Genomic DNA, 22,673 nt, shown 5'->3' on the forward strand with positions numbered 1-22,673 from the left:
GACACCGGCAAGGGCATCATCGGCATCGCCGTCGACGCCGAACTCGACGTCTGCCAGGTGATGCCCGACGGCCACTTCAGCGACCTGATCGCCGCCCTGGACCACTGCATCGAGCGCGAGGTCGACATCGCCCACATCCAGGTGGCCACCCCGTACCCCTCGACGCTGGTCTCCCGCAAATTCGCCGACGCAGCCGCGGCGGGCATCGCCTGCATCGCCCCGGCAGGCGACACCGGCGGACCGGTCGCCTTCCCCGCCTCGCTCCCCACCGTGTTCAGCGTCGGCGCGCTGGGCGCCTTCGGCACCTACCCGCCCGACACCTCTCCCGCCACCCACTACGGCCCCCAGTTGACACCCGAAGGGCTGTTCGCCGCCCCGTTCGGCTGCCACGGCCCCGCAGTGAATGCGGCCGCCCCCGGTGTGTCGGTCCTGTCCTGCGCCCCGCGAGACGGCTACACGGTCCTCGACGGCACCGGCACCGCCTCCGCCCACGTCGCGGGCCTGGCCGCCCTCGTTCTGGCCCACCACGAGGACTTCCACGGCCAGCTGCTGCCCCGCGGCCCCGGCCGCGTGCAGCACCTGTTCGAGATCATCGGCGCCAGTTGCCGCCCACTGGCCGCCCCGGGAACCCTGGACGCGGCCCGCACCGGGCGCGGCCTGCCCGACGCCCTCATCGCCCTCGGCCTTGCCCCCGGCATGCAGCTCGCCCCGGCCCTGTCACCCTTCGCCCCCTCCATGACCGGGTAGGTCCCTCCCGCGGCCTGCATGGCCGGGTGAAGACGGGCCGCATCAGGCGGTGCCTTTCGCGGTGCTCGCGGCCATCTCCCGACCCCAGCGGACGTTCCAGTACGGCCGCGTCGCGTGGACTGCGGGGCACGTGGTCCCAGGGTGCGCCTGGTGCTCGGCGCTGGTGCCCACCGGGTAGACGGCCAGGGTGTCGGACCAGTGGAAGCCGTGCTCATCGATGTGATCGCCGCGATGCTGCGCTGCTCGGATGCACTGGCGCGGGCGCTCGTCGTGGCCGAGGTGCTGCGCGGAGCACTCGGTTGTGACGAGCAGCCCGGACTCGTCCACGCTGTCCCCGTCGGCGGCCTGCGGTTTCTGACCAGAGCGAACGACGTTACCGGCCGCGGCCGCAGAGTCGTCCAGGAGGTCACGCCGCTCGGCGTCTGCGGCTCGCACACGGAACATGGTGGAGCTATGGGCGGCCTCCCATCGGTCCGCGAGCCGGTAGGCCCGGCCGGCGGCCACCTGGGCCCGGCTCTCGGCGCCGTCGGCCCAGACGACGCGGGTGGCGCCGTCGTGGCCGTGGACGGACAGCATCACGTCGAGGCTGTCCCACATGGCAGTCGACGGCCGCTCACGCCAGCGGAGGACCACCGTGCCGTCCGGCCACTGCACACCATCGGCCACATCCCCAACCCCAGAGACGCCCGTGATGTCCCGGTCACGGCGGAGGACGAACAGGCGGGGTGCCAGGCCGCCTCGGGGTCGTGCGGTGTGCGACATGAGGGTGTCCTTCAGTGCGTGGGATGGTCGGGTTCGGGAACCGAGGATGCGATAGTCCGACAAGTCTCCAGGTTGCGGCGTCGCTCGCGGCGTTCCTCGCGCACTTCGAAGAGGCGCGAGTAGGCCAGGTAGACGAGGGCGGCGACAGTGAGCAGGCTGATGACCATGGCGAAGGCCCGAGCGCTGTTCTTCCTGATCAAGTCCGTGGCGACCGGCGAGCCGCGTGCTGGGGTGCAACTGCTCATGTAGCCGCGAACGTCATCCCGGCAGCCCGATCCTTGCGCCGCGAGACGTCCACCGGCAGCGGGTGCACCCTCGCTCAACGGAACTACGCGGCGTGCTCTACGCCGACCGCGGCTACGACCACGACATCTACCGAGGCCAGATTCGTGAGCTCGGCATCCGCCCGCTCATCGCCCGCCGCGGCACCGAGCACGGCAGCGGCCTGGGCAAGAACCGCTGGGTTGCGGAAGCAGCCTTCGCCCTCCTGCACTGGTTCCGCCGACTGCGCATCCGCTGGGAGATCCGCGCCGACATCCACCAAGCCTTCCTCACCCTGGGCTGCGCAATCATCTGCTGGCGACGCCTGAAGCCGTCGCTTCAGCGAAGTACTCGAAATCAGACATAAACCGCGCGATGCTGGCGTCTTCAGCTGGTACGGCACCCAGTACTGACGACACCCAGGCTGATCACTGCCATCACCGCCCGTCGAATCGCTGCAGCACAGCACGCACGTGCCTGTTCATGGCGGCACTGCCCTTGTGCCCGGCGTCGTCGAAGACCACCAGTTCCGCGCCTGGCCAGGCCCGCGCGAATTCCCAGGCGGCACCGAGCGGGCAGCTCAGATCGTGCCGGCCATGGATGATCACACCGGGGATGGCGGCCAGGCGCCCGGCACCCCGCAGCAGCGCGCCGTCTTCCAACCATCCGTCGTTGGCGGCGTAATGGGCGCAGATCCGCGCAAACGCCTGCACGGCGTCCGAGGCGTGGTTGCTGTAGGGACCTGGTTTGCCATTGGGCTCCAAGGAGAGGACGGCGTCCTCCCAGGCTGCCCAGTTGAGGGCCGCCTGCGCCCGCACTGACGCGTCAGGGTCTTCCAAGAGCTTCACATAGGCAGCGACCAGGTCACCATCGCGCTCGTCTTCGGGCACGCCGTTACTGAACCGCTCCCACGCCTCGGGAAAGAGCCGCGCGACCCCTCCGCGGTACAGCCAGTCCACCTCCGAACGGCCCATCATCCAAAACGCGGGAAGCACCATCTCCGACACTCGTTCCGGATGCCGTTCGGCGTAGGCGACCGACAGCGTCGAGCCCCACGACCCACCGAAGAGCAACCACTGTTCAACCCCCAGGTGCGCACGCAACTGCTCCATGTCGCGTAGCAGCAGCTCAGCTGTGTTGAGACGCATGTTCGTCGAAGGATCGCTCGCATGCGGCGTGCTGCGTCCGCAGCCCCGCTGGTCGAACAGGATGATCCGGTAGCGCTCCGGGTCGAATGCCTTGGGGGTGCCGGACGGACTCCCGCCCCCGGGTCCGCCGTGGACGATGAGCGCGGGCTTGCCGTCTGGATTGCCGCGCACCTCCCAGTACACGAGATTGCCATCCCGAGTGTCCAACATGCCGCGGTCATGGGCTTCAATCGAGGTGAAGGCAACAGGCACGCAGAGCTCCTACTTCGGCGATACGGTTGTCTTGGACCGTACATGCCTCCCTGTCGCCGCCAAGGCGGGCTAACCGACAGCCCATCACCTTGGTCGCATTCTGTTAGCACTCTTGAGTGGCGATGCCTGGATGCTGACGCGATGACGGATGTGTCCATCGCGGCATGCCTGGGCGAGGACTTCCTCGCCCAGGCACTGCACCGCGAATACCGCCACGTACCCGGCGCCCTCGACGTCGCCGGGCTGATGACCTGGGACGACCTCAACCAGATCCTGGCCGCCCACCGCCGGAAGCCGCCGCGCATGCGGCTCTCCCGCGACGGCGGGACGCTGCTGATCGGCGGGTACACCGCCCGGTGGCCACGCGTCGGCACACCGTGTGGCACCGCCTCCACCCTGCCGAACTGCACGCCCGGCTCACCGAGGGCGCCTCCCTCGCCCTGGACAGCGCCGACGATCTCCGCCCGCCCCTCGCCCGCCTGGTCGAAGCGATCGAGCGTGACCCGCGCACCCGCGTGCAGGCGAACCTCTACGCCTCCTGGACCAGCACCGAGGGGTTCGGCGGTCCACTGGGACGACCACGACACCATCGTGGTCCAGCTGGACGGCGCCAAGCGCTGGCGGATCTACGGAACCACCCGCCCATTCCGGCTGTACCGCGACATCGAGGACCCCGGCGAGGCCCCCACCGAGCCCGTCGCCGAACTTGTCCTGCACTCCGGGGACGTCCTCTACGTGCCGCGCGGCGTCTGGCACGCGGTCTCTGCTGACCAGGGCGTGCGCTCCCTGCACGTCACCTGCGGCCTGCAGACCCACACCCCCACCGACCTGATGACGTGGGTGTCCGAGCAGATGCTCACGCACGAGGACTGGCGCCGCGACCTCCCGCTGCTCGCCACCCCGGACGTCCAGGCCGACGCCCTGGACGGGATGCGCAAGCGGCTCGCCGAACTGCTGGACGACCCGACGCTGATCGTCCGCTACCGCGCGGCGATGGACGGCCAGGCCGTCGGCCGGATGGTGCCGAGCCTGCCATACAACGACGGCATGGGCAGGGCCTGGGCATCGTGCTCGGGGTGCGCACCGAACTGGCGGTGGCCGGTACGAACGGCAGCCACGCCCACAAGGATGACCACGGCCACCACGGTGACCATCACCACGGCGACGGTCACGGGCACCGCTCCGGGCCCGGCATGGGCACCGCGATCGCGGCCGGTGCGGCGGGACTCGCCGTGGGCGTGCTCGGCGGCATGGTCGCGGCCGAAGTCGTCGACGAGGTGGGCGACTTCTTCGAAGGTGACGACGAAGAAGAGGGCGGCGAGGACTGAGGAGCCCCGCGCTCTTGTTGCCCCTGGTAGCTTCTACATCAATGTAGAAGGAGTGGTGGTCCGGGCCGTCCCCCTTTCGGCCCGGGCAACCCCTGAGACGTACGGAGTTGGCCATGGCCCTGTGGGACCGCATCAAGGAGTCCGCATCGACGATGCAGACCCAGCTGGTGGCGAAGAAGAACGACCTCAAGAGCGGCGCCTTCCGCGACGCTTCCATGGCGATGTGCGCGCTGGTGGCCGCCGCGGACGGCACCATCGACGCGGCCGAGCGGCGCCGTGTGGCGCAGCTGATCGCCACCAACGAGGTGCTGCAGAACTTCGAGGCCATGGATCTGCACCGGCGTTTCGAGGACAATCTGAACAAGCTGACGGCCGACTTCGACTTCGGCAAGGTCAGCGTGCTGCAGGAGATCGCCAAGGCGAAGAAGAAGCCCGCCGAGGCGCGCGCCGTCATCCAGATCGGCATCGTCATCGGCGGCGCCGACGGCGATTTCGACAAGACCGAGCAGGCGATTGTCCGCGAGGCGTGCTTCACGCTCGATCTGCCGCCGCACGAGTTCGACCTGTAAAGCCCCACACGACGCAGACAAGGGGACGGGTATGGGGATCTCCGGGGTCATCAGTGCCATCGTGATCGGCGTCATCATCGGCACGCTGGGACGGCTGGTCCTGCCGGGCCGTCAGCGCATCGGCGTGCTGTGGACGATCGGCGTCGGTATCGCCGCGGCCTTCGTCGGCACCGGCATCGCCGCGGGCCTGGGGGTGGCGGACACCAAGGGCGTCGACTGGATCGAATGGCTCATCCAGATCGGACTCGCCGCCGCGGGCGTGGCCGCCCTCGAACGCTTCAAAGCCCGCCACTGACCCGACAGCCGGACAGGGGTGCTGCCGCCGGACGGGCGGCAGGACCCCTGTCCGCCATGTATCGCGGGGCCTGGCTACATCGGGGTGGCCGCGTGCAGGATGAGAAACAGCGTGACGGCCGAGTTCGCCGAGGACAGCGCCGATACGGTGGTGCCCGCAGCGGCTGTCCAGGCGGCCAGGCCCACCGTGGTGAACACCGGCGGCCAGATCCGTCCGGTAGGAGCCGGGCCGAGCAGGGCGGCGACCCGGCGCGGCACCGGACCCGGGGACGCGAAGTGAGCGAGCGTGGCGATGGGCGCACCCCGGGAGATCAGCGCGGACCTGCCGATCGCCAGTGCCACGGTGCGCCGGCTGCCCACAGCGGTGGCCGCCTCCTCGTCCGCCCACCGCTCGGCGCAGTACGTGACGGCGGTCCGCAGCGGCCGCAGGAACGGGTTGGCCCGTGCGGCGAGCTGCACGGTGAGCAGGAACCGGTGGTGGCGGCGGGCCAGATGGACGCGCTCGTGGGCGAACAGAGCCCGCCGCTCGGCCGAACTGAGCCCGGCCAGCATCCCCGTGGTGACCACGATCCGGTTCCGCCTGCCGGGCAGCGCATAGGCGTACGGCAGCGCATCGGGCAGCACCGCCACCGGCGTGGCCGGCAGGCCTGCAAGGGCGCGCTCGGCCCGCCGGCGCACGCGGTGGTGACGCCACGCCGTCCGGGAACACGCGGCGAGCACCGCGATCAGGGCGGGGATGGCCGCCTTGCCCGCGACCTCGTCATACGGGACGGCCTCGCGGACCTCCGGGTCCGACCAGCCATCAGGCAGCGGGTTGCCGGGCAACTGCGCGGTGCCGACCACCATCAGCAAGGCCAGGCACAGGGTGCTGCACACCGCGAGCACTCCGGCGACGGCCGACAGCAGCCAGGTCGCCGCCCTGGGGTGCAGATGCTGTTCGGCAAGGCGGGCGATGGGCCAGGCCGTTAACGGCAGCACCAGCGGAAGGAAGACGAAGAGCCCCATGACGGTTAGTCTTCCCTCTCGCCGGGGCCCTGGGCCAGCAGCGCGCGCAGCACCTGTTCATCCCTCGGCGGCAGGCTCGTCAGGAAGCGGGCCAGAACCGCTTCCCGGTCGCTCTCGGCGTCCAAAACCTTCCGCATCCGCAACGCGGCCAGCCCAGCCTCGTCGGCGATCGCGGTCCACTCGAACGAGCGGCCCGCCCGCCGACGGGCGACCGCACCCTTGGCGTGCAGCCGGGTCAGGATGGTCATCACCGTGGTGTAGGCGAGGCTGCCACCGAGGCGCTGTTGGACCCAGGCTGCAGGAACCGCTCCGGGGGCCTGGTGCAGCGCGGCGAGCACCTGGGTCTCCAGCTCGCCCTGGCCGCGCCGGCGCGTGGACTGCCCGGTACCGCCCCTGTTCTGGTCCGTCATACCGTCAACCTCCCGCCTGCCGGCCCCGCCTGCCGCTGCGGGGGCGGTTCATCGTACTGAGTCGTTTCCCGCCCGCCCGATGCTGTTTCCACGATGTCCACTTCCGCGAGCCGGGCAAGGGGCCCTGGCAGAGCCGGCGTCATCAGCTGCCCGTGCCCGCACTGGTGGTGTCGAGTCCCAGCCGCAGCAACCGTTCGTCGTCCGGGGGGAGTTCAGCGATGAACCGGCTGAGCACGGCGCCCCGTCGCTCTCCTGGTCGAGGATCTGGTGCATGCGCCGGGCGGCCAGCCCCGCTGCGTCGAAGACGGCCCTCCAGACATAGGAGCGCCCGGCGCGGCGGCGCACCACGGCCTGCTTGCCGTGCAGCCGCGTCAGCGTGGTCACCACCGTGGTGTACGCGAGAGAGGGGTCAATCTGCTCGCGCACCCAGCCGGCCGTCACCGGACCCGGCGCCCTGCCCAGGGCGGCCAGCACACGGGCCTCCAGTTCGCCCGGCCCTCTGCGGGGACGTCCACGAAGCGGCGGTCCACCATGCTTCTCATCCACCTGCCACTCCCTCTCCGTCGCTACCGGACACGAGGGGCACAAGCACGCCCTCGCACATGTTCACGATGCCCTCTGCCCCCCACCATCTTCTACGCCCTTGTAGATTCTTGACTCCGCCGGCACGGAAGTAGGGGGCCGCCGGGCGGGATGCACGACACAGCAGAGCGAACCGCCACACCGGGCGGCACAGGGAGGCGGACACGTGGACAGACAGCCTGGCGCATCCCGCGAACGCCGCGGGCCGGTCCGGCCCCGAAGACACCGGCGCACCAAGACCCGGCTGACCCGGCGCGGGAGGATCCTGGCCCTCACCGGTGCCGCACTCGTCGTACTGCTCGTCGCCGCGAGTACGGGCGGCTACTGGCTGTACCAGCGCCTGGACGGCAACATCCAGGCCGCCGGCATCGACAACAAGATCGGCGGGGACCGTCCGGTCAACCTCAGCCCCGGCGCAATGAACATCCTGGTGGTCGGCTCGGACAGCCGCGACGGCGACAACGCGAAGTACGGCAAGAACCTGACCACCATGCAGTCGGACACCCGATGGTGCTGCACATCGCCGCGAACCGGAAATGGGCCGCCGTCGTCTCCCTGCCCCGCGACTCCTGGGTGCAGATACCCGCCTGCGACCGCGGGAACGGCACCACCTCCGCGCCACACCACTTCAAGATCAATGAGGCGTTCGCGATCGGCGGCACCACGGGCGACATCGGCGGCGCCGCCGCCTGCACCATCGCGAGTCTTCTTCAACAACCTGAAGAGCCCGGACGGCTCCGTGGAGCACACCGGCGACAACCTCACCGGCGAAGGAGAGGGTGACGACGAGTCCATCAAGGTCAACCTGACCAGCGTCCCTGCCGACGTCGCCCGGATTGTCTTCCCCGTCTCCATCCACGACGCCGAAAACCGCGGCCAGAGCTTCGGCCAGGTCCGCAACGCCTTCATCCGCGTCGTCAACCAGGCGGGCGGCGCCGAGCTGGCCCGCTACGACCTGTCCGAGGACGCCGCCACCGAGACCGCGATGATTTTCGGCGAGCTGTACCGCAACGGCGCGGAGTGGAAGTTCCGCGCGGTCGGCCAGGGCTACGCCTCCGGCCTGGCGGGCATCGCCGCCGACTTCGGCGTCAACGTCTGACCCACCACACGTCTGCGGGCGGGCCGGACCATACCTCCGCCCCGCCCGCGGCGAGCACGTCCGCTGCCACATGCCCGCCAGCAGGCCGCGCCGCCAAAACGCACACCACACGATCGGGGGGACCTTCATGAACGACCCTGGCCGCCTCGAAGCCGTCGAGCAAGCAGACTTCGAACACACGCTGCACGTCGCGCTCAACGACCCTGACATCCGGCGAAGCCCTGCAACAGCCGACCGCGCAGGTCACCGCCGAGCAGCTGCGCGCCCGGGCGCTGACCGCGGCCGACACCATCGCCGCCGAAGCCGCCACCGAGTACGCAGGGCTGCGGACCGTGGCCGACCCGGCCCCCACCGGCAGGCCCCGCCAGCCCGCGCCCGCGACCGCCGGGAACGGGCTGCAGGCGGCACTGGCCGTACTCACTCCAGTCCTGTCCGCCGCGGCAGCGGCCATCTTCCTACTCCTCGGCTACGGGCTCCAGCTGGCCGGCGCCCAGCAGCCCCTCGCCATCGCGCTGATCCGGGCCGGCTGGGTCGCCGGGGCCGTGGCAGTGCTCGCCGCCGCAGCAGCGGGCACCGCACTCGTGACCACCGCAGCCCGGCATCGCGCCACGTCCCGCCACCCGCAGCCGGATACCGCCTCCCTCACCCGAGCCCACGCGGCGTGGCGCCAGGCCCTGCTGGAGCGCGGACTGCTCCCGTTCCTGCGCCGCGAGCTGCACCAGTCACCCACCCCCGCGCCGCAGCCCCGCCCCGCCTCGCCTCCCGCACAGCGCACCACGAGCCCGGCTACAGCAGCCCGGACTTCACCGGCCCCGGACTGACACCGCTCCCACGGGCGGGCATGCACGCCGAACGGGTGCCGCCGCGCCACGCCGTACGGGCCGGGTCTGGGTGCGCCCCTGCCCGCCGCTTCTACAGTGCTGTAGATTCAGGTGGGCTGCCCCATGCACCGCCGGGTGCAGCGCACTTCGGCCCCCGAGCACCAGGAGGAAACCGGTGGGAGTCACCCTGACCAAGGGCCAGCAGATCAGCCTGGAGAAGACCGTCGGGCAACCGCTCAGCGTCGTGCGGATGGGACTGGGCTGGCAGGCGGCGCCCCGTAAGGGCTTCCTCGCCAAGCTGACCGCCCGCGAGATCGACCTCGACGCCTCGGCCGTGCTCTTCGCCGGCAACGAGTCGGTCGACGTCGTCTTCTTCCAGCACCTGGTCAGCGCCGACGGCTCGGTCCGCCACACCGGCGACAACCTCGTCGGCGGCGCCGGGCAGGGCGGCGACGACGAATCGATCCTCGTGGACCTGCTGCGCCTGCCCGCCCACGTCGACCAGATCGTCTTCACCGTCAACTCCTTCACCGGGCAGACCTTCGCCGAGGTGCAGAACGCCTTCTGCCGCCTCATCGACGAGAACACCGGCCAGGAACTGGCCCGCTACACCCTCTCCGGCGGCGGCTCCTACACCGCCCAGATCATGGCCAAGGTCCACCGCTCCAGCGGCGGATGGCACATGTCCGCCATCGGGGAACCGGCCAACGGCCGAACCTTCCAGGACCTGATGCCCGCCATCGCCAGCCACCTCTGACCACCCTGCCGCCCGCCACCGAGGAGAAGACGAACACCCATGTTCGGCATTAGCGAACTCGCCATCATCCTCATCGTCGTCATATTGATCTTCGGCGCCAAGAAGCTCCCCGAACTCGCCCGTTCCATGGGCAAGTCGGCCCGCATCCTCAAAAGCGAGGCCGAAGCGATGAAGTCCGACCAGACGCCGCCGACCACAGCGGAGGCGACCTCGCCCGAGGCTACAGCCCCGCGCATCATCCGGGCCGCGCCCGGTGACACCGCCGGCCGTCCCGCAGATCAGCCGGGCACCGACACACCGCGAACCTGACCAGTCCGCAACCCCACCCGCCAGGGCACGTTCGTCCCCGTACAGACCCGCCGGACCGCCATCATCCGCCGCGCCGAACCGGAAAGCAGCGTCACATCATGGGCATCGTCAGCTGGATCATCCTCGGACTCCTGGCCGGAGCCATCGCCAAGATCCTCCTGCCCGGACGCGACCCGGGCGGCCTCATCGGCACCACCCTCATCGGCATCGCCGGCGCATTCACCGGCGGCTGGCTCTCCGTCAAGTTCCTCGACCGGCCCATACAGAACCAGTTCTTCGACCTCGCCACCTGGGGCGCGGCCATCGGTGGCTCCCTGGTCCTGCTGATCGCCTACCGCCTCCTCTTCGGCAACTCCCGCGACTGACACCCAGCCGGCGGTCTACTGGTCGGTGAAGCCGTCCGGCTCCTTGGCGTACGCCCAGCAGCGGGGTCTTCCCCAGTGAGCTCCATGAAGTCATGGACCTCTGGATGCCTACAGCGAGCCAAGCTGAGAGAAAGGCAAGGGGGCCTCTCCTCGGGTACCACTGAACGGGCAACCACGGAAGATGAGTTGGGAACCCTCAAGGCTGCGGCAGATCACCGGCACCGGTGGTTCAAGCGACGTAGAAATCTCCAAGAGTGATGTGCGGGCGCGAGAGCAAGAAACCTGCCCACGGCCATGGGCTTGCGTGGAGCGATGGGGCTTTGCAGCCCGCCCTCAGATCCGACAACGCCACTTCCGACAACCCACTTGCCGTAGTGAACGGTCCACAGGTCGCCCGTGAGTAGCCGGGGTTCGGTGATCTCGTCCAGGTGCTCGCGGTTTTCGGCGGCCAGTGCCGCATCAGGCAACGTTCGCCCTGTTGTGACGCAGGGTTCGGTTTGCTGCGACAGGTGGCACCGGGCGGCCAGAATGATCACGTGGCTGAACGTGTGCGGGTCCGGGAGATTGCTGACGACGAGGGCAGGCGGCTGCTGCGGATCATTCGCAGGAGCACCGGTTCGGTGGTGACCTGGCGGCGGGCTCAGATGGTGCTGTTATCGGCGCGAGGCATGCCCGTGGCGAAGATCGCCGAGGTGACGTTCACCAGCCCGGACCGCGTCCGGGACGTCATCCATAACTTCAACGCGGACGGCTTCGAGGCGCTCTATCCGAAGTACAAGGGCGGCCGTCCCAAGACGTTCACCCTCCCAGAACGCCGCGAGATCAAGAAGATCGCCAAGTCCAAGCCGGCCGAGCACGGCCTGCCGTTCTCGACCTGGAGCCTGGCCAAGCTGGCCGACTTCCTGGTCGCCGAGGGGGTGGGTCGACGACATCAGCCACGAGGGCCTGCGGGCCCTGCTCCGTGAGGAGGGCGTCTCCTTTCAACGCATAAAGACCTGGAAGGCCTCCCGCGACCCGGACTACGCGGCCAAGAAGGCTCGCGTGGAGCACCTGCATGCGATCTCCGACGGCGAGGTCATGCCCGAGGAGGGCGAGCCCGAAGTCGTCTTCTGCAGGGACGACTTCGGCCCGCTTAACCTCCAGCTCCACCCTGGGCGGCAGTGGGCCGAGCGCGGTGGGAAGCACAAGGATCCCGACCGGGAGCCGAGGCCCCGCAGGCGGGCGACCTACACCCGCCCGCACGGCGTCCGTCACCTGTTCGCTGCCTACGACCTGGGCAAGGACAGGCTCTACGGCCACATCAAGCCGAGGAAGAACCGGACCAGGTTCCTGGAGTCCTGCCGTTACCTGCGCAGTCTCTACCCATCATGAATCCGCATCGCGATCGTGCTCGACAACTTCTCCCCGCACCTGCAAGGCCCTGCGCGCCGCCGCCGCGGACCCGGCACTGGATGTCGATCGGCGCGTCGGTGACCGCAGGCGGCGGTATCAGGCGAGGTGCCGGGAGAAGAACCTCAGTGTGCTGTCCTGTTCGAGTGCCGGCATGTCCCCGTGTTTGCCGGGGTTGGCGTGCAGCGTCTTCTCGGTCGAGGCGAAGGCGTCGAACAGCGCCAGGCACTGGTCACGCGGTACGCGCTTGTCGTCCCACTGCACCAGAAACTCCACCGGAACGGTGATCCGTGCAGCGTCTTCGCCCGAGGCCAAGGAGCCAGGCCCAACACAGCTGCGCGGACGCGGGGTTCGGCGGCAACGAAGGGGACGCCAAGTCCGCATCCCAGCGAGACTCCCGGTAGCCACCGGGCTGACGCCAACGTGACGCCCGTCGCGGGTCGTCGCGTCGTGCCGCAGCTCCCGCGAGATCGTCGACGGAGAGCGGCCCAGGCGGCGGGCGATGTCACCGCACCCTGCACTCTTTCGTCCTCAGCACCGCGGTCTCCTCGCGCTCGGCGAACGACAGGTAACGGCCCGAGGGTGGACCACCACAGCCGGACGGACAGCCACTGCGGCCGGCGGCGCAGCACGGTGGGCCGGGCCGGGTCCGGCGCGGCCAGGGCCTCGTAGGTGCGTGCCAGTCCGCTCGACCCCTTGGTCCCGCCGGGGCACCCGAAGAGCTAGGCGACCGACACGGTGCTGCGCATCCCGACGGCGTGGGCAACGGCCACGGCTGGAACACCTGCCGGCTGGGCCACTGACCAGCGTCCAGTTCGGCACTACGCGGTTGGGCTCGAGCGGCCTGGCCGTGTAGTAGCGGCGCTGGGCGGTCCGCACCTTGGCGGGTGCCCGCCGATGGCGGGCATCGGGTGGCGGCCTCGATGCGCCGGGCTGGCCCCACCGGAACGTCCCGTTTCCGGCCCCGGCCCTCGTTGTTCCAGGCAGGAGCCCGCGGTTTGCCCGGACGGGCGTGTCCGCTTTGCGGCTGTTGCAGGGTTTGGGAATGATCGTTTTCCGGTGCCTGCAGCGCCGTGGCGGTGTTGGGCGTGTCCGCATGGAGGGTGTTCCGGCGAGTGCAGTGCTGTCGCCGGACGAGTGAGAGCAGGAGTTGCCGGTGCCACCGTGGAGCGGGCTGCCTCTTTCCTGGCTGGGTGTGGTGTTCCGGCCGATTCCGGCGGCGTTCACCGCGCCTGTGGATGCGGCCGCGTCGGTTGCCGGACAGGCGCGGGCCGCGTGGGTCGATGCGGCGCAGAGGGGGCGGCGCGTGCGGGGCGGGGTGGTGGCGGGTGTGCGGGCCGGACTTGTCGGTGCCGAAAGCCGCAGGTATGGGGCGGGAGGCGTTCTGCGCGCAGTTGGGCCAGGACCTGGCCCGGGACGGTGTGGTCCCGATGAACGGGGTAGTCCTGCGGCTGCTGGACAGGGTCTCTGCCGTGGTGATCGACTCGGCGGTCTTGCGCACGGCTCGCCCGAGGCTGCTGTCGGTGACCGCCACGTGCGGCCGCGACGAGGCCGCTGTATGGGCCGCCGCGCAGACGTTGCTGGCAGACCTCTCGCTGCGCCCACTATGCGGGGCCGGCCCGTGGCACGACGCTTGGGGCTGGCGGCTGGAACGCCCCGCCGACGCTCTGCAGGCCCGGCCGGATTCCCCCTCGGGGCTGCCGCTGGACCTGCGCGCCCCGGACGGCCGGTGCGCGGGCCGGGTCCTGGTCGGGTGCGACCTCGACCCGCTGGCCGACGCCGTCGTGACCGCGGCCCGTTCCGGCAGCCGCTGCCTGCTGCTCACCGAGCACGTGTCCGCTGCCGAACTGCTCCCGTGGGCCGACCAGACCGTGCCGCTGTCCACACCGCTGGACGAGCGGGTGCGGCGCCTGCAGCAGGACGGGCAGGTCGTCTTGCTGATCAGCTCGGCCGAGGACCGTGCGCTGGCCGCCGCTGACATCGGCGTCGCCGTACTGCCCGCCCCCGGAACCGACCCTGTCGGTGCGCGGGGGGTGTGGTGGTCGGCGGACCTGGTCTGCGGCGGGGGGACGGCGCAGGTCTGGCGGATCCTGTCCGCGGTGGACGACGCTTGCCGGGTCAGCAGCAAAGCGGCTCACCTGTCGATGGGCGGTTCCGCCCTGGGAGCGCTGATCGCGGCTGCGGGTACCCGTCGGGTGGTTGGTGGTCTGACGACATCCCCGGTGTACGGCGCTGCCTTCCTCGCCCAGTTCGGCGGCATCAGGGCCGCCCGCCGCCTGGCCTGCCGTCCGCTGCCGCCGGCCCGTATCCGCGGCGCCTGGCACGCCCTCGGGGCCCGCGAGGCACTGCGCATCCTGACGGCCCTCGACGGGGGAACAGCCGGATCGCCCGCGGCTGAACCAGCCGCCGGGACCGCCCGTCTCCTTGGCGATGCCGCACGCGCCGCCGCCGTTGCCGTAGGTCTGGCATCGCTGACCCGGTGGGCGGGGCAGCTGCTGAGCGCGGTACGCGAAGAACTCCGGGACCCTCTCACCCCTGTGCTGGCGCTGGGCGCGACCGCTTCCGCGGCTGTGGGGTCGAGCATCGATGCAGCGCTGGTGGGAGGAGTGATGGTCGGCAACGCCGTCGTGAGCGGCGCGCAGCGGCTGCGAGCCGAGCGAGCCCTGGCCGTCTTGTGCCCACCCAGAACATTCGCGCTCGGCGGGTGGTGTGGACACCCCCTGCCGCCGTGGAAGGGCCGGAGGACACGCCGTTGCCGGACCTGCGGTTCTTCGCCGGACTGGACACGGCCGCGGCACACAGCGTCCCCGCGCAGGACTTGCGGGTCGGGGACGTGATCGCACTGGGCCCCTTGGACGTCGTCCCAGCGGACGCCCGGCTGCTGGTCAGCGACCGCCTGGAGATCGACGAGGCGGCCCTGACCGGCGAGCCCGCGCCCGTCGCCAAGGACCCGGCGGCCACCCCTGGGGCGGAACTGGCCGAGCGGTCCTGCATGGTCTACGAGGGCTGCACGGTGCCGGCGGGCACCGGCTACGCGGTGGTCGTGGCCACAGGGGCGCAGTCCGAGGCCGGGCGCGCCGCCGATCTGGCCGGCCACGCAGCCACCCCGCCCGGCATCGAAGGCCATCTGGCCGCCCTGACCAGGACGGCGCTGCCCGCCGTCGGCATTGGTGGCGCCGCCGTCACACTCCTGGGGCTGATGCAGGGCGTGCCGGTGCGCGAGGCTCTGGCGTCCGGTGTGGCCGTCGCGGTCGCCGCTGTTCCCGAGGGCCTGCCGCTGGTCGCCACCATGGCCCAGTCCGCTGCCGCCCGCCGCCTGTCCCGCCACGGGGTCCTGACCCGCTCCGCCCGCGTCCTAGAAGCCCTCGGCCGCGTCGACGTGGTCTGTTTCGACAAGACCGGCACGCTCACCGAGGGCCGCCTGACCGTCACCCGCCTGACCACACTCGACCACGATGCCCTCGTCGACAGCCCCACCGGGCAACGCCTCCTGCGCACCGCCGCACGGGCCTGCCCAAAACCCACCGACGGGCGGCCTCTCGCACACGCCACCGACCAGGCCGTCGTCGACGCCGCCACCGCCCAGTGCCGACCGGACCACGGCTGGCAACCCGACGCCGAGCTCCCCTTCGAAGCCAGCCGCGGCTACTCCGCGTCCCTGGGCACCGACGCGGGACGGCCCTGCCTCGCCGTCAAAGGCGCTCCCGAGACCGTCCTCGCATACTGCACCACCGCCGTCGGCGCCACCCGGAAGGACGGTCACGAGAGCATCGTCCCCCTCGACCCGGCCCGGCTGCAGGCCGCCCACCGCCTCGTACGGCGCCTCGCAGGCGAGGGACTGAGGGTCCTGGCCGTCGCCCAGGGCACACCTGCCACCGCGACGCATCCCGCCGACCGCCTGGCCGAACTGGTCGGTGGACTGACCCTGCTGGGCTTTCTGGCGATCGCCGACACTCCCCGGCCCGGGGCGGCCGAGACTGTCAAACGCCTCACCGACGCGAGTGTGCGGGTCATCATGATCACAGGTGATCATCCCGCCACCGCTGCGGCCATCGCCTGCGACCTGGGCATCACACAGACCGACACCGTCCTGACCGGTTCCCACCTCGCTGCCGGAACCGGAACGCATCCAGGCGATCGACGAAACCTCGGTCTTCGCCCGCGTCTCCCCCGAGCACAAGGTCCGCATTGTCCAGACCCTCCAGCAGACCGGGCACGTCGTCGCCATGACCGGTGACGGGATCAACGATGCGGCCGCCATTCGCCTGGCCGACGTCGGCATCGGCCTGGCCGCCCACGGCTCCACCTCCGCCCGTGCCGCGGCCGACCTCGTCCTCACCGACCCCGACCCCATCCGCATCCTCGACGCCGTCCACGAGGGCCACACCCTGTGGCGCAGCGTCCGTGACGCGGTCGCGATCGTCCTCGGCGGCAACGCCGGCGAAGTCGCCTTCACAGTACTCGGCACCGCGCTGTCCGGCCGCGCCCCGCTCGGCACCCGCCAGCTGCTACTGGTCAACCTCCTGACCGACATGCTGCCCGCCCTCGCCATCGCGCTCGCCCCCGCCCGCACCCCCCGGTCCGGCGACGCCCTCCTCGCCGCCGGACCGACGCCCACGCTCCTGGGGCCCGATCTCGCACGCGCATGCGCCGCCCGTCGCACGGCGCAGAAGTTGAGGCCGCCGTCGGGGAGGCACACAACCACCTGCACGGCAGGCCCGTGCGGGATTTCATCCCCGTCCTCATAGAACGCCGAGCCCGCCGCATCCTGGCCGACCTCCCTGGGCCGAGCGGCAAGGACCGGCCGAGAGGTCACCTCTGATGTGTCACGCCGGCTTCGTGGCCTCCGCTGGCTGGACGGTGGTCTCCGCCTGCGGAGCCTGCTCCAGGCGCTGCTCCTTGAGCCGCCCTCGTTCGCCCCTCTCCCGGCTGATCACTTCGGTGGCTGCGCCGACGGCAATCGCGACGGGCCACTCCAGCGCTCCCGCCACGGCGAAAGCGCCGAGCAGGCCATAGAAGGCCAGTCGGCGGGGGGAGGGAACGGCCGAGGCCATGGTGCGGGCGTTGAACAACATGTCACCTGGAGTCACATAGGGAATGGGGACCCGTGGATGCGCGGTGTGCAGTTTCAGCACCGTGGCGCCACCCGTCTCCTCACCTCGCGGCTCGGTGGCCGGGGCCGCCATCGGCTCCTCGGTTGTCTTCTGCTGCTGCTCCTCAGCACTCCCCTCGACGGATTCCGTCGCCTGGGGCTGCTGCTGCGGTGTGGAAGAAGTCATCCTGCGCTGCCCTTGGAAGTTGCTAAAAGTAGATCTTTTCTACCAGTATAGATCGATAAGCGCACATGTCTCTGTGGAGAAGTTTGCGAGCGCAGGCCATACCGGCACGGGAACCGCGGCATCAGGTTTCGGTGCAGGATCGACTGGACCTGGTTCTTTATCCGGGTGCGCTGCCGGACCACGTGCATGCGCCGCGCAATCAGCCGACGGCGGCGGCTGGTGCGTTCATCGGGCAGCCACACGGGCGGGAGGAAGTCCGCCGCCAGGAGCTGAGCAAGGATCCGCGCATCGACCTTGTCCGTCTTGACCTTGGCCTCGGCGATCGCCCGGGTCTTGAATGGGTTCGACACTACGACCCGTGCCACCCTCGGGCGGAGCAACAACGCGATCGCCTCGGCGTTTCCGGTGGCTTCCAAGGCCACCTCGTCATCCTCGCGCAGCGTCTCGGCCCATGCCCGTAGCGCCTCCGGGCGGCAGCCGATCTGCCCGGCATCCTTGAGGAAACCGTCCTCGATCATCGCGATTTGCGCGAAGCGCGGTGGATGTCCATTCCGATCTTGCGGCCCATGGCCGCCTCCTTCTGGTCTCGTCGTGCTGGGGACCAGCTGGGCGAAACGACACCTACGGATCCGCGCTCGCAGCGCATCCTGGCAGGTCGCAGGGGCGGCCAACTACTAACGCGGGCGCGCGGCCCATCGTGCAACACCGGCCCGCCCATGCTTGCTGGGGGCGAAGGTGGCCGCCTCCACGGTGTGGGAGATCCTGAAGGAGGCCGGGATCGACCCGGCACCCGAACGGAGCTCCGGCACCTGGGCCGGCTTCCTGCGCTCCCAGGCCGACGCCCTGCTGGCCTGTGACTTCTTCGAGACGGTCACCCTGTCCGGAGTGCGGCTGTACGTGTTCGCCGTCATCGAGCACGCCAACCGCCGGGTCCGTATCCTGGGCGCCACTGCTAGGTGATCCGGTCAACCAGCCCCTCCGCGCCACCGGGTGCCGCGGGCTCCGGTCTCGGCGTCATGATCAAGCGCTCCGACATGCTCGGTGGCGCCTTCCAGGCCGTGATCACCTTCACCCTCGGCTGAGGCCTAGGCGGACTCGGAGGGGTTCTCGGGACGACGACGATGGCGGCGGCTCTGGGATACCCATCCGGCGGCCACCAGCCCGCACAGGATGATGACGCAGAGCAGCAGCGTCCAGGGAATGGTCCAGGCGTGCGTCGTGGTCTTCACGTCGGGGAGCGGCGCGACCGAGCCCGACGCGTCGGTCAGGAGCGGAACGAGGGTGACCGTGCCCGCCGCCCGCAGCGCGGGAGCCACGCCGTGGACGGGCACGGTGACCTTCCAGGTCTCGCCGGGGAGCAGCGCGGGCGAGTCGTCGATGTGGCCCGCGCGGGCCCCCGCGAGCCCGAAGGGGCCGGACAGCGAAGCTGTCTGACGTGCCGCCAGGATGGCGTTGCCCGTGTTGTGGATGGTGTAGGTGACGGTGGCGTCTCCCTTGCCGACCGGATTAGCCGTGCCCGAGTACCGCACGTGCAGGTCCTGCACCGACAGCTTCGGCTCGAGCGCTCCGCCCACGCGCAGCCGGATCCGGATGCCGAGACGACGGCCCGTATCGGTCCCGTCCGCCAGCGAGGTGACGATGCCACCCATGTAGTCGCCGGGCGCCGCGTCGTGCGGGACGGTGAGCGTGAACGGCACCTCGACCGACGAACCGGGCCGGACCGTCACCTTGGGCCGGTCCGTACGGACCCAGGCGCCCGCACCCTTCGACTTCGCGTCCTTGGCGACCAGGTCGAGCCTGCCGGCCTCGTTGGTGAACGCGTCGGCGGCGTACACGGCCAAGTGGAGCGGCGTGGTGCCGTGGTTGACGACTACGAGCGCGTCGGTGACATGGCCGCCGGCATTGACGGTGTAGCTGTAGTTCGGCCGGTCGGACCCGAAGCCGTTCGAGGCCGTGCTGATGGCCCAGGGGGCGTCGCCGTCCGCCGCCGCCACGGGTGCGGCGCCCGTTCCGAGGAAGGCGAGCACGGCGAGCAGAGCCACGACGGCGGACCGGGCGAGGGCTGCGGCAACTGTGGTGGTACGAGGTCTGGGCGGGCGCATCTGAGGGTCCTCGGGCGAGTCGGGGCGGCGGGAGCGGAACGGGGGCGGGGTGGGCATCCGGCGGTACCCACCCCACCGATCGAGCGGGCCGGAACGGCTCGGCGCGGTTCGGCGCGAGCGTCCCGGCGTCACCCCGGGTCGGCTACTGGAGCCAGTCGGACTCGGCCGGGGTGGTGGTGGCCACGTCGGCGCGCTGATCCCAGCCGTCGCCGCGATAGGGGTGGATCACCACCTTGTCGACGGCGGAGCCGACCGGCTGGGCCGGGGTGGCTCCGCTGTCCGGGCCGCACCACTTCACCTTGTTCAGCTCCACGGCGGCGTTGGGTGCGGCGCACGTGCCGCTGCGGAGGTTCTCGACGACGAGCTTGTTGTCGCGCACCTGGACCTTGACGTAGGTGCGGACGTGCTCCTGGTTCTCGACCGAGTTGGCCCAGTGGTTCTTGGGGTTCAGCGGGTCGGGACCGAAGTTCGGGTCCTTGGTCGTGTCGGGAGCGGTGAGGTCGTAGTACTTCGACCCCGACGCGGAGTTCGCCGTCACGTAGATGACGCCGCCGGGACCCTGGGCCACCTGGGCGGCACCGGGCTGCTCGTCCGGGTGCGACTTCTTGCCGTTCTTGATCACGTAGCTACGGGAGTAGGCGTGGTCGTGACCCTGCAGGACCAGGTCGACGCCGAGCTTCGAGAACGCGGTCGGGAAGTCCTGGCGGCGCTGCTTGTTGTCGCCGTCGTTGGCGTGGGCGGCCGGCGAGTAGATCGCGTGGTGGTAGACGAGCACCGTGTACTTGGCGTCGGCACCGTGGTTCTTGATGACGTCGCTGACGAACTCGATGTGCGCGGCGTCGGAACCGTTGGAGTACGCGTTGCTGTTCAGGTCGATGAATAGGACGTCCTTGTACGTGTACCAGTAGTCGCCGCCCGACCGGGTCTCCGAGCTGCCGTTGTAGTACGGCGCGGAGCGGTCGGTGTTCGGCGTCCAGAAGTGCTGCTCGTACGCCTTGCCGCCGACGTCGTGGTTGCCGATCGTGGCCGCCCACGGGTACTGGCGCAGCTTGTCGGGCCCGAGGAACGCGTTCCACTGCGTCTCGGCGTTGGCGGTCTCCACCTGGTCACCACCGGAGACCAGCAGCTCCGCGTTCGGGTTCGCGGCGAGGGAGACGTCCAGGGTGTCCTTCCACCCGGCGCCGTCCTTGTCCACGTTGCCGGACGAGCCGATCTGCGGGTCGCCGTAGAACAGGAAGTCGAAGTCGCCCTTGAATTCCTGCGTCTTGAAGGAGTACGTCGGCGACCAGCTGCCCTGGGATCCGACGCGGTACGAGTACGCGGTGTTCGCGCGCAGGCTGTCGATCGTGGCATGCCCGTTGTAGCCGCCGTTGACGCTGTTCGCGGCGACGTTGGCCGAAAAGGTGACAGCGTCCGCGGGGAACTCGCCGCCCACGAGCTGGGAGGTCGGCGCGACCTGGACCACCTGGGCCGAGTCGGCCGGGGTGTACCAGGACACGACGCGCTGCGATTCGTTGGCGCCCACCCCGAGGACGATTCCGGCGGGCGTCGCGGAGGTCTCGGCGTGGGCCCCGGTCATCAGGCCGCTGCCGAAGGCCATGGTCACGCCCAGGACCACCGCGGTGGCGCTCATGGCCACTCGGTGACGGACGAGCCCAGATCTCTGGGCCCCCTTGTCGAGCTTCATCGGCTTCCATTCGTTCGAGAGCTGGGGGGTGGTGTAAGAACTCCGTAAAAATCACATGAGAGCGTGACGTTCTGATGAACCGAGGAGAAGCGGACCGTTCCACTTACCGGAAGTCGGACGATCGGTCAGATCCCGAAGGCCCGCTGCACGAGCCACACCAGGCCCATGACGGACACACCCGCCGCGACCGCTCCGGTCGTCCACAGCCCCACGTCCGGCCGGCGCCGACGCAGCAGGGCGAGGACCGGGAAGACCGTGGCCACGATGGCCAGTTGGACGGTTTCGATGCCGACGTTGAAGACGAGGAGCGACCACAGGAGCGTCCACGACCAGGCGCGGTCGATCCCCAGCGCCGAGGCAAAGCCGAGTCCGTGCACGAGGCCGAAGCAGAACACCACCGCGAGCCGAGTCCAGCCCGCGCGGTCCAGGCTGAGGTGACCGCGGCCGAACGTCTGCAGGTCCGTGGCGTGGGACCGACGTCGCCACAGCCGCCACAGGTGCCAGCCCGCGACGACCGCGATCGAGAGCGCGATGACGGGCTCGACGAACCATGCCGGAACCTGCACGAGCCCCAGGGCGGCCAGGACGAAGGTCACCGAGTGGGCCAGTGCGAAGGTCGTGGCCGCCAGCACGATCTCGCGCAGCCGGCGTGATCCGACGATGAGCGCCAGCAGGAACAGGATGTGGTCGAGCCCGGTGAGCAGGTGCTCGGCGCCGAGCCGGGAGAAGGTCCAGAACCGCTCGGCCCCGGACTGCTGGGTGGAGAACGACCGGTGCTCGGCGTCGAGGGCGGTGCTTCCTGACGTCAGGTCGAGGTCGTAGGTGACGATCGTCTTGGTGTCGCGAACATAGCCCTCGGAGTCCGGGAACAGCCCGCTGCGCACCTCGTGCGCCTCGGCGGACGACGGGCACCGGTAGTCGAGGACCAGCAGGGCGTACGGAACTCCCTCACGTGGCTCGATCGTGAAGTCACCGTTCCGGACGGGGGTGCACGCACGGCCCCCGGCCGTGACGCCGAAGCGGCGGGTCACGTAGGCGATGACCGATTCGGCGTGGCCGTCGAGCGCCGCCGCCTGTTCCTTCGCGTCGCCGTCGTCGAACGCCGCGGTGCCCGCCCGGAACAGCGGATCGTCCTTCTCGTAGTCGGCGGCGGAGACGACGAGCAGGTCGTACTCCAGCCGGAGTTCGGTGCGGACGTGCCCCGCCTCGGGCGAGGTGAGACCTGCGTACACGGTTGAGCTGAAACCGTGGCCGAGCGCCGGCACGGCGCCGAGCAGGACGGCCGCGACGATGACGGCGACGGCGGCACAGGCGCGACGCCCGGCGGCGGGAAACATGTGACTCCTCTTTGGTCGGCGCACGGAATCTGCTGGGCCCAGATGAACCACCGGTGGCGCGTGCGTGAACCGACGCGGAAGCAAGCTCGGACACGTCAGCCCACTGGCCGAGAAACGCACGCCATGAGGTAGGAAGTAGGCGCACTCACGCCACTACGGAGGACGATCCC

General features: G+C 70.3%; 23 protein-coding genes and 9 pseudogenes. 19 read left to right on the forward strand and 13 right to left on the reverse strand.

Going from position 1 to position 22,673, the window contains the following annotated elements; genetic code table 11:
- Positions 1 to 747: S8 family serine peptidase (locus ACFY4A_RS25585; RefSeq protein ID WP_390831692.1), on the forward strand; the 747-nt coding region annotated here is incomplete at its 5' end.
- Positions 748 to 789: 42 nt separating this feature from the next.
- Here ACFY4A_RS25585 and ACFY4A_RS25590 read toward each other — a convergent pair.
- Positions 790 to 1,509, reverse strand: a complete 720-nt coding sequence (locus ACFY4A_RS25590) for a hypothetical protein (RefSeq protein ID WP_390831693.1) — start codon at positions 1,507 to 1,509, stop codon at positions 790 to 792.
- 11 nt (positions 1,510 to 1,520) lie between these two features.
- Positions 1,521 to 1,754: a hypothetical protein gene (locus ACFY4A_RS25595; protein WP_390831694.1), complete on the reverse strand. Its 234-nt coding sequence runs from the start codon at positions 1,752 to 1,754 to the stop codon at positions 1,521 to 1,523.
- A gap of 62 nt (positions 1,755 to 1,816) precedes the next feature.
- Here ACFY4A_RS25595 and ACFY4A_RS25600 point away from each other — a divergent pair.
- A pseudogene (locus tag ACFY4A_RS25600) lies at positions 1,817 to 2,137 on the forward strand (IS5/IS1182 family transposase); the annotation flags it as partial.
- Between the two features lie 70 nt (positions 2,138 to 2,207).
- On the opposite strand, the gene pip reads toward ACFY4A_RS25600, so the two are convergent.
- The gene (gene pip / locus ACFY4A_RS25605; protein ID WP_390831695.1) at positions 2,208 to 3,170 is read right to left on the reverse strand and encodes a prolyl aminopeptidase; all 963 of its coding nucleotides are present in this window, start codon (positions 3,168 to 3,170) and stop codon (positions 2,208 to 2,210) included.
- Between the two features lie 303 nt (positions 3,171 to 3,473).
- Here pip and ACFY4A_RS25610 point away from each other — a divergent pair.
- The 4 genes and pseudogenes from ACFY4A_RS25610 to ACFY4A_RS25625 form a co-directional block, all read left to right on the forward strand.
- Positions 3,474 to 3,938, forward strand: a pseudogene (locus ACFY4A_RS25610) (JmjC domain-containing protein); the annotation flags it as partial.
- Between the two features lie 323 nt (positions 3,939 to 4,261).
- Positions 4,262 to 4,498 (forward strand): annotated as a pseudogene (locus ACFY4A_RS25615) (sporulation protein); the annotation flags it as partial.
- Between the two features lie 113 nt (positions 4,499 to 4,611).
- A complete protein-coding gene (locus ACFY4A_RS25620; protein WP_390831696.1) occupies positions 4,612 to 5,067 on the forward strand; it encodes a tellurite resistance TerB family protein in 456 nt (151 codons plus the stop codon).
- Between the two features lie 31 nt (positions 5,068 to 5,098).
- A complete protein-coding gene (locus ACFY4A_RS25625) occupies positions 5,099 to 5,362 on the forward strand; it encodes a GlsB/YeaQ/YmgE family stress response membrane protein (protein WP_390831697.1) in 264 nt (87 codons plus the stop codon).
- Between the two features lie 74 nt (positions 5,363 to 5,436).
- On the opposite strand, the gene ACFY4A_RS25630 is transcribed toward ACFY4A_RS25625, so the two are convergent.
- The 3 genes and pseudogenes from ACFY4A_RS25630 to ACFY4A_RS25640 form a co-directional block, all read right to left on the reverse strand.
- Complete coding sequence (locus ACFY4A_RS25630) at positions 5,437 to 6,366, reverse strand: M56 family metallopeptidase (protein WP_390831698.1); 930 nt, start codon at positions 6,364 to 6,366, stop codon at positions 5,437 to 5,439.
- Positions 6,367 to 6,371: 5 nt separating this feature from the next.
- The gene (locus ACFY4A_RS25635) at positions 6,372 to 6,776 is read right to left on the reverse strand and encodes a BlaI/MecI/CopY family transcriptional regulator (protein WP_390831699.1); all 405 of its coding nucleotides are present in this window, start codon (positions 6,774 to 6,776) and stop codon (positions 6,372 to 6,374) included.
- Positions 6,777 to 7,076: 300 nt separating this feature from the next.
- Positions 7,077 to 7,322 (reverse strand): annotated as a pseudogene (locus tag ACFY4A_RS25640) (BlaI/MecI/CopY family transcriptional regulator); the annotation flags it as partial.
- 543 nt (positions 7,323 to 7,865) lie between these two features.
- On the opposite strand from ACFY4A_RS25640, the gene ACFY4A_RS25645 reads away from it, so the two are divergent.
- The 7 genes and pseudogenes from ACFY4A_RS25645 to ACFY4A_RS25675 all read left to right on the forward strand — a co-directional run.
- Positions 7,866 to 8,141 (forward strand): LCP family protein, encoded by a 276-nt coding sequence (locus ACFY4A_RS25645; protein WP_390831700.1) that lies wholly within the window; start codon positions 7,866 to 7,868, stop codon positions 8,139 to 8,141.
- Positions 8,062 to 8,457 (forward strand): annotated as a pseudogene (locus tag ACFY4A_RS25650) (TerD family protein); the annotation flags it as partial. The gene ACFY4A_RS25645 and the pseudogene ACFY4A_RS25650, both read left to right, overlap by 80 nt.
- A 332-nt stretch (positions 8,458 to 8,789) precedes the next feature.
- Positions 8,790 to 9,278, forward strand: a complete 489-nt coding sequence (locus ACFY4A_RS25655; protein ID WP_390831701.1) for a hypothetical protein — start codon at positions 8,790 to 8,792, stop codon at positions 9,276 to 9,278.
- Positions 9,279 to 9,453: 175 nt separating this feature from the next.
- Entirely contained in the window at positions 9,454 to 10,035 is a 582-nt protein-coding gene (locus ACFY4A_RS25660; RefSeq protein WP_390831702.1) for a TerD family protein, read from the forward strand.
- 39 nt (positions 10,036 to 10,074) lie between these two features.
- The gene (gene tatA, locus ACFY4A_RS25665; protein WP_390831703.1) at positions 10,075 to 10,344 is read left to right on the forward strand and encodes a Sec-independent protein translocase subunit TatA; all 270 of its coding nucleotides are present in this window, start codon (positions 10,075 to 10,077) and stop codon (positions 10,342 to 10,344) included.
- A 98-nt stretch (positions 10,345 to 10,442) separates the two neighbouring features.
- Entirely contained in the window at positions 10,443 to 10,709 is a 267-nt protein-coding gene (locus ACFY4A_RS25670; RefSeq protein WP_390831704.1) for a GlsB/YeaQ/YmgE family stress response membrane protein, read from the forward strand.
- 536 nt (positions 10,710 to 11,245) lie between these two features.
- Positions 11,246 to 12,149, forward strand: a pseudogene (locus ACFY4A_RS25675) (IS630 family transposase); the annotation flags it as partial.
- A gap of 48 nt (positions 12,150 to 12,197) precedes the next feature.
- Here the strand turns inward: ACFY4A_RS25675 and ACFY4A_RS25680 are convergent.
- Together ACFY4A_RS25680 and ACFY4A_RS25685 are read right to left on the reverse strand one after the other, a co-directional pair.
- Positions 12,198 to 12,524: pseudogene (locus ACFY4A_RS25680) on the reverse strand (alpha/beta hydrolase); the annotation flags it as partial.
- Positions 12,525 to 12,714 (reverse strand): annotated as a pseudogene (locus ACFY4A_RS25685) (helix-turn-helix domain-containing protein); the annotation flags it as partial.
- 733 nt (positions 12,715 to 13,447) lie between these two features.
- On the opposite strand from ACFY4A_RS25685, the gene ACFY4A_RS25690 reads away from it, so the two are divergent.
- The 4 genes from ACFY4A_RS25690 to ACFY4A_RS25705 are packed head-to-tail and all read left to right on the forward strand — an operon-like array spanning position 13,448 to position 16,920.
- Positions 13,448 to 14,935: a hypothetical protein gene (locus ACFY4A_RS25690; protein WP_390831705.1), complete on the forward strand. Its 1,488-nt coding sequence runs from the start codon at positions 13,448 to 13,450 to the stop codon at positions 14,933 to 14,935.
- On the forward strand, positions 14,827 to 16,335 hold the full coding sequence (locus tag ACFY4A_RS25695) for an HAD-IC family P-type ATPase (protein WP_390831706.1): 1,509 nt from the start codon (positions 14,827 to 14,829) through the stop codon (positions 16,333 to 16,335). Before ACFY4A_RS25690 ends, ACFY4A_RS25695 begins: the two co-directional genes overlap by 109 nt.
- Positions 16,286 to 16,846 (forward strand): HAD-IC family P-type ATPase, encoded by a 561-nt coding sequence (locus ACFY4A_RS25700; RefSeq protein ID WP_390831785.1) that lies wholly within the window; start codon positions 16,286 to 16,288, stop codon positions 16,844 to 16,846. Before ACFY4A_RS25695 ends, ACFY4A_RS25700 begins: the two co-directional genes overlap by 50 nt.
- Complete coding sequence (locus ACFY4A_RS25705; protein WP_390831786.1) at positions 16,804 to 16,920, forward strand: three-helix bundle dimerization domain-containing protein; 117 nt, start codon at positions 16,804 to 16,806, stop codon at positions 16,918 to 16,920. The genes ACFY4A_RS25700 and ACFY4A_RS25705 overlap by 43 nt, the downstream gene beginning before the upstream one ends.
- A gap of 4 nt (positions 16,921 to 16,924) precedes the next feature.
- Here ACFY4A_RS25705 and ACFY4A_RS25710 read toward each other — a convergent pair whose 3' ends face one another.
- Positions 16,925 to 17,377: a hypothetical protein gene (locus ACFY4A_RS25710; RefSeq protein ID WP_390831707.1), complete on the reverse strand. Its 453-nt coding sequence runs from the start codon at positions 17,375 to 17,377 to the stop codon at positions 16,925 to 16,927.
- The gene (locus ACFY4A_RS25715) at positions 17,374 to 17,895 is read right to left on the reverse strand and encodes a transposase (RefSeq protein ID WP_390831708.1); all 522 of its coding nucleotides are present in this window, start codon (positions 17,893 to 17,895) and stop codon (positions 17,374 to 17,376) included. The genes ACFY4A_RS25710 and ACFY4A_RS25715 overlap by 4 nt, the downstream gene beginning before the upstream one ends.
- 202 nt (positions 17,896 to 18,097) lie before the next feature.
- On the opposite strand from ACFY4A_RS25715, the pseudogene ACFY4A_RS25720 reads away from it, so the two are divergent.
- Positions 18,098 to 18,331 (forward strand): annotated as a pseudogene (locus ACFY4A_RS25720) (hypothetical protein); the annotation flags it as partial.
- Positions 18,332 to 18,333: 2 nt separating this feature from the next.
- Positions 18,334 to 18,459, forward strand: coding sequence for a hypothetical protein (locus ACFY4A_RS25725; protein ID WP_390831709.1), 126 nt, complete (start codon positions 18,334 to 18,336; stop codon positions 18,457 to 18,459).
- Positions 18,460 to 18,462: 3 nt separating this feature from the next.
- On the opposite strand, the gene ACFY4A_RS25730 is transcribed toward ACFY4A_RS25725, so the two are convergent.
- From ACFY4A_RS25730 to ACFY4A_RS25740, 3 genes are all read right to left on the reverse strand, one after another.
- On the reverse strand, positions 18,463 to 19,536 hold the full coding sequence (locus tag ACFY4A_RS25730) for a WxL protein peptidoglycan domain-containing protein (protein WP_390831710.1): 1,074 nt from the start codon (positions 19,534 to 19,536) through the stop codon (positions 18,463 to 18,465).
- A gap of 85 nt (positions 19,537 to 19,621) precedes the next feature.
- On the reverse strand, positions 19,622 to 21,112 hold the full coding sequence (locus tag ACFY4A_RS25735) for a fibronectin type III domain-containing protein (protein WP_390831711.1): 1,491 nt from the start codon (positions 21,110 to 21,112) through the stop codon (positions 19,622 to 19,624).
- Positions 21,113 to 21,291: 179 nt separating this feature from the next.
- Positions 21,292 to 22,503 (reverse strand): HupE/UreJ family protein, encoded by a 1,212-nt coding sequence (locus ACFY4A_RS25740; RefSeq protein WP_390831712.1) that lies wholly within the window; start codon positions 22,501 to 22,503, stop codon positions 21,292 to 21,294.
- Positions 22,504 to 22,673: the final 170 nt, after the last annotated feature.

Source organism: Streptomyces sp. NPDC001292 (assembly GCF_042896465.1).
Taxonomy (GTDB): Bacteria; Actinomycetota; Actinomycetes; order Streptomycetales; family Streptomycetaceae; genus Streptomyces.

Coding starts and splice junctions, on each gene's coding strand:
- ACFY4A_RS25590 (WP_390831693.1), bottom strand. CDS start 1,509: ATGTCGCACACCGCACGACCCCGAGGCGGCCTGGCACCCCGCCTGTTC.
- ACFY4A_RS25595 (WP_390831694.1), bottom strand. CDS start 1,754: ATGAGCAGTTGCACCCCAGCACGCGGCTCGCCGGTCGCCACGGACTTG.
- ACFY4A_RS25620 (WP_390831696.1), top strand. CDS start 4,612: ATGGCCCTGTGGGACCGCATCAAGGAGTCCGCATCGACGATGCAGACC.
- ACFY4A_RS25625 (WP_390831697.1), top strand. CDS start 5,099: ATGGGGATCTCCGGGGTCATCAGTGCCATCGTGATCGGCGTCATCATC.
- ACFY4A_RS25630 (WP_390831698.1), bottom strand. CDS start 6,366: ATGGGGCTCTTCGTCTTCCTTCCGCTGGTGCTGCCGTTAACGGCCTGG.
- ACFY4A_RS25635 (WP_390831699.1), bottom strand. CDS start 6,776: ATGACGGACCAGAACAGGGGCGGTACCGGGCAGTCCACGCGCCGGCGC.
- ACFY4A_RS25645 (WP_390831700.1), top strand. CDS start 7,866: ATGGTGCTGCACATCGCCGCGAACCGGAAATGGGCCGCCGTCGTCTCC.
- tatA (WP_390831703.1), top strand. CDS start 10,075: ATGTTCGGCATTAGCGAACTCGCCATCATCCTCATCGTCGTCATATTG.
- ACFY4A_RS25670 (WP_390831704.1), top strand. CDS start 10,443: ATGGGCATCGTCAGCTGGATCATCCTCGGACTCCTGGCCGGAGCCATC.
- ACFY4A_RS25710 (WP_390831707.1), bottom strand. CDS start 17,377: ATGACTTCTTCCACACCGCAGCAGCAGCCCCAGGCGACGGAATCCGTC.
- ACFY4A_RS25715 (WP_390831708.1), bottom strand. CDS start 17,895: ATGATCGAGGACGGTTTCCTCAAGGATGCCGGGCAGATCGGCTGCCGC.
- ACFY4A_RS25730 (WP_390831710.1), bottom strand. CDS start 19,536: ATGCCCACCCCGCCCCCGTTCCGCTCCCGCCGCCCCGACTCGCCCGAG.
- ACFY4A_RS25735 (WP_390831711.1), bottom strand. CDS start 21,112: ATGAGCGCCACCGCGGTGGTCCTGGGCGTGACCATGGCCTTCGGCAGC.
- ACFY4A_RS25740 (WP_390831712.1), bottom strand. CDS start 22,503: ATGTTTCCCGCCGCCGGGCGTCGCGCCTGTGCCGCCGTCGCCGTCATC.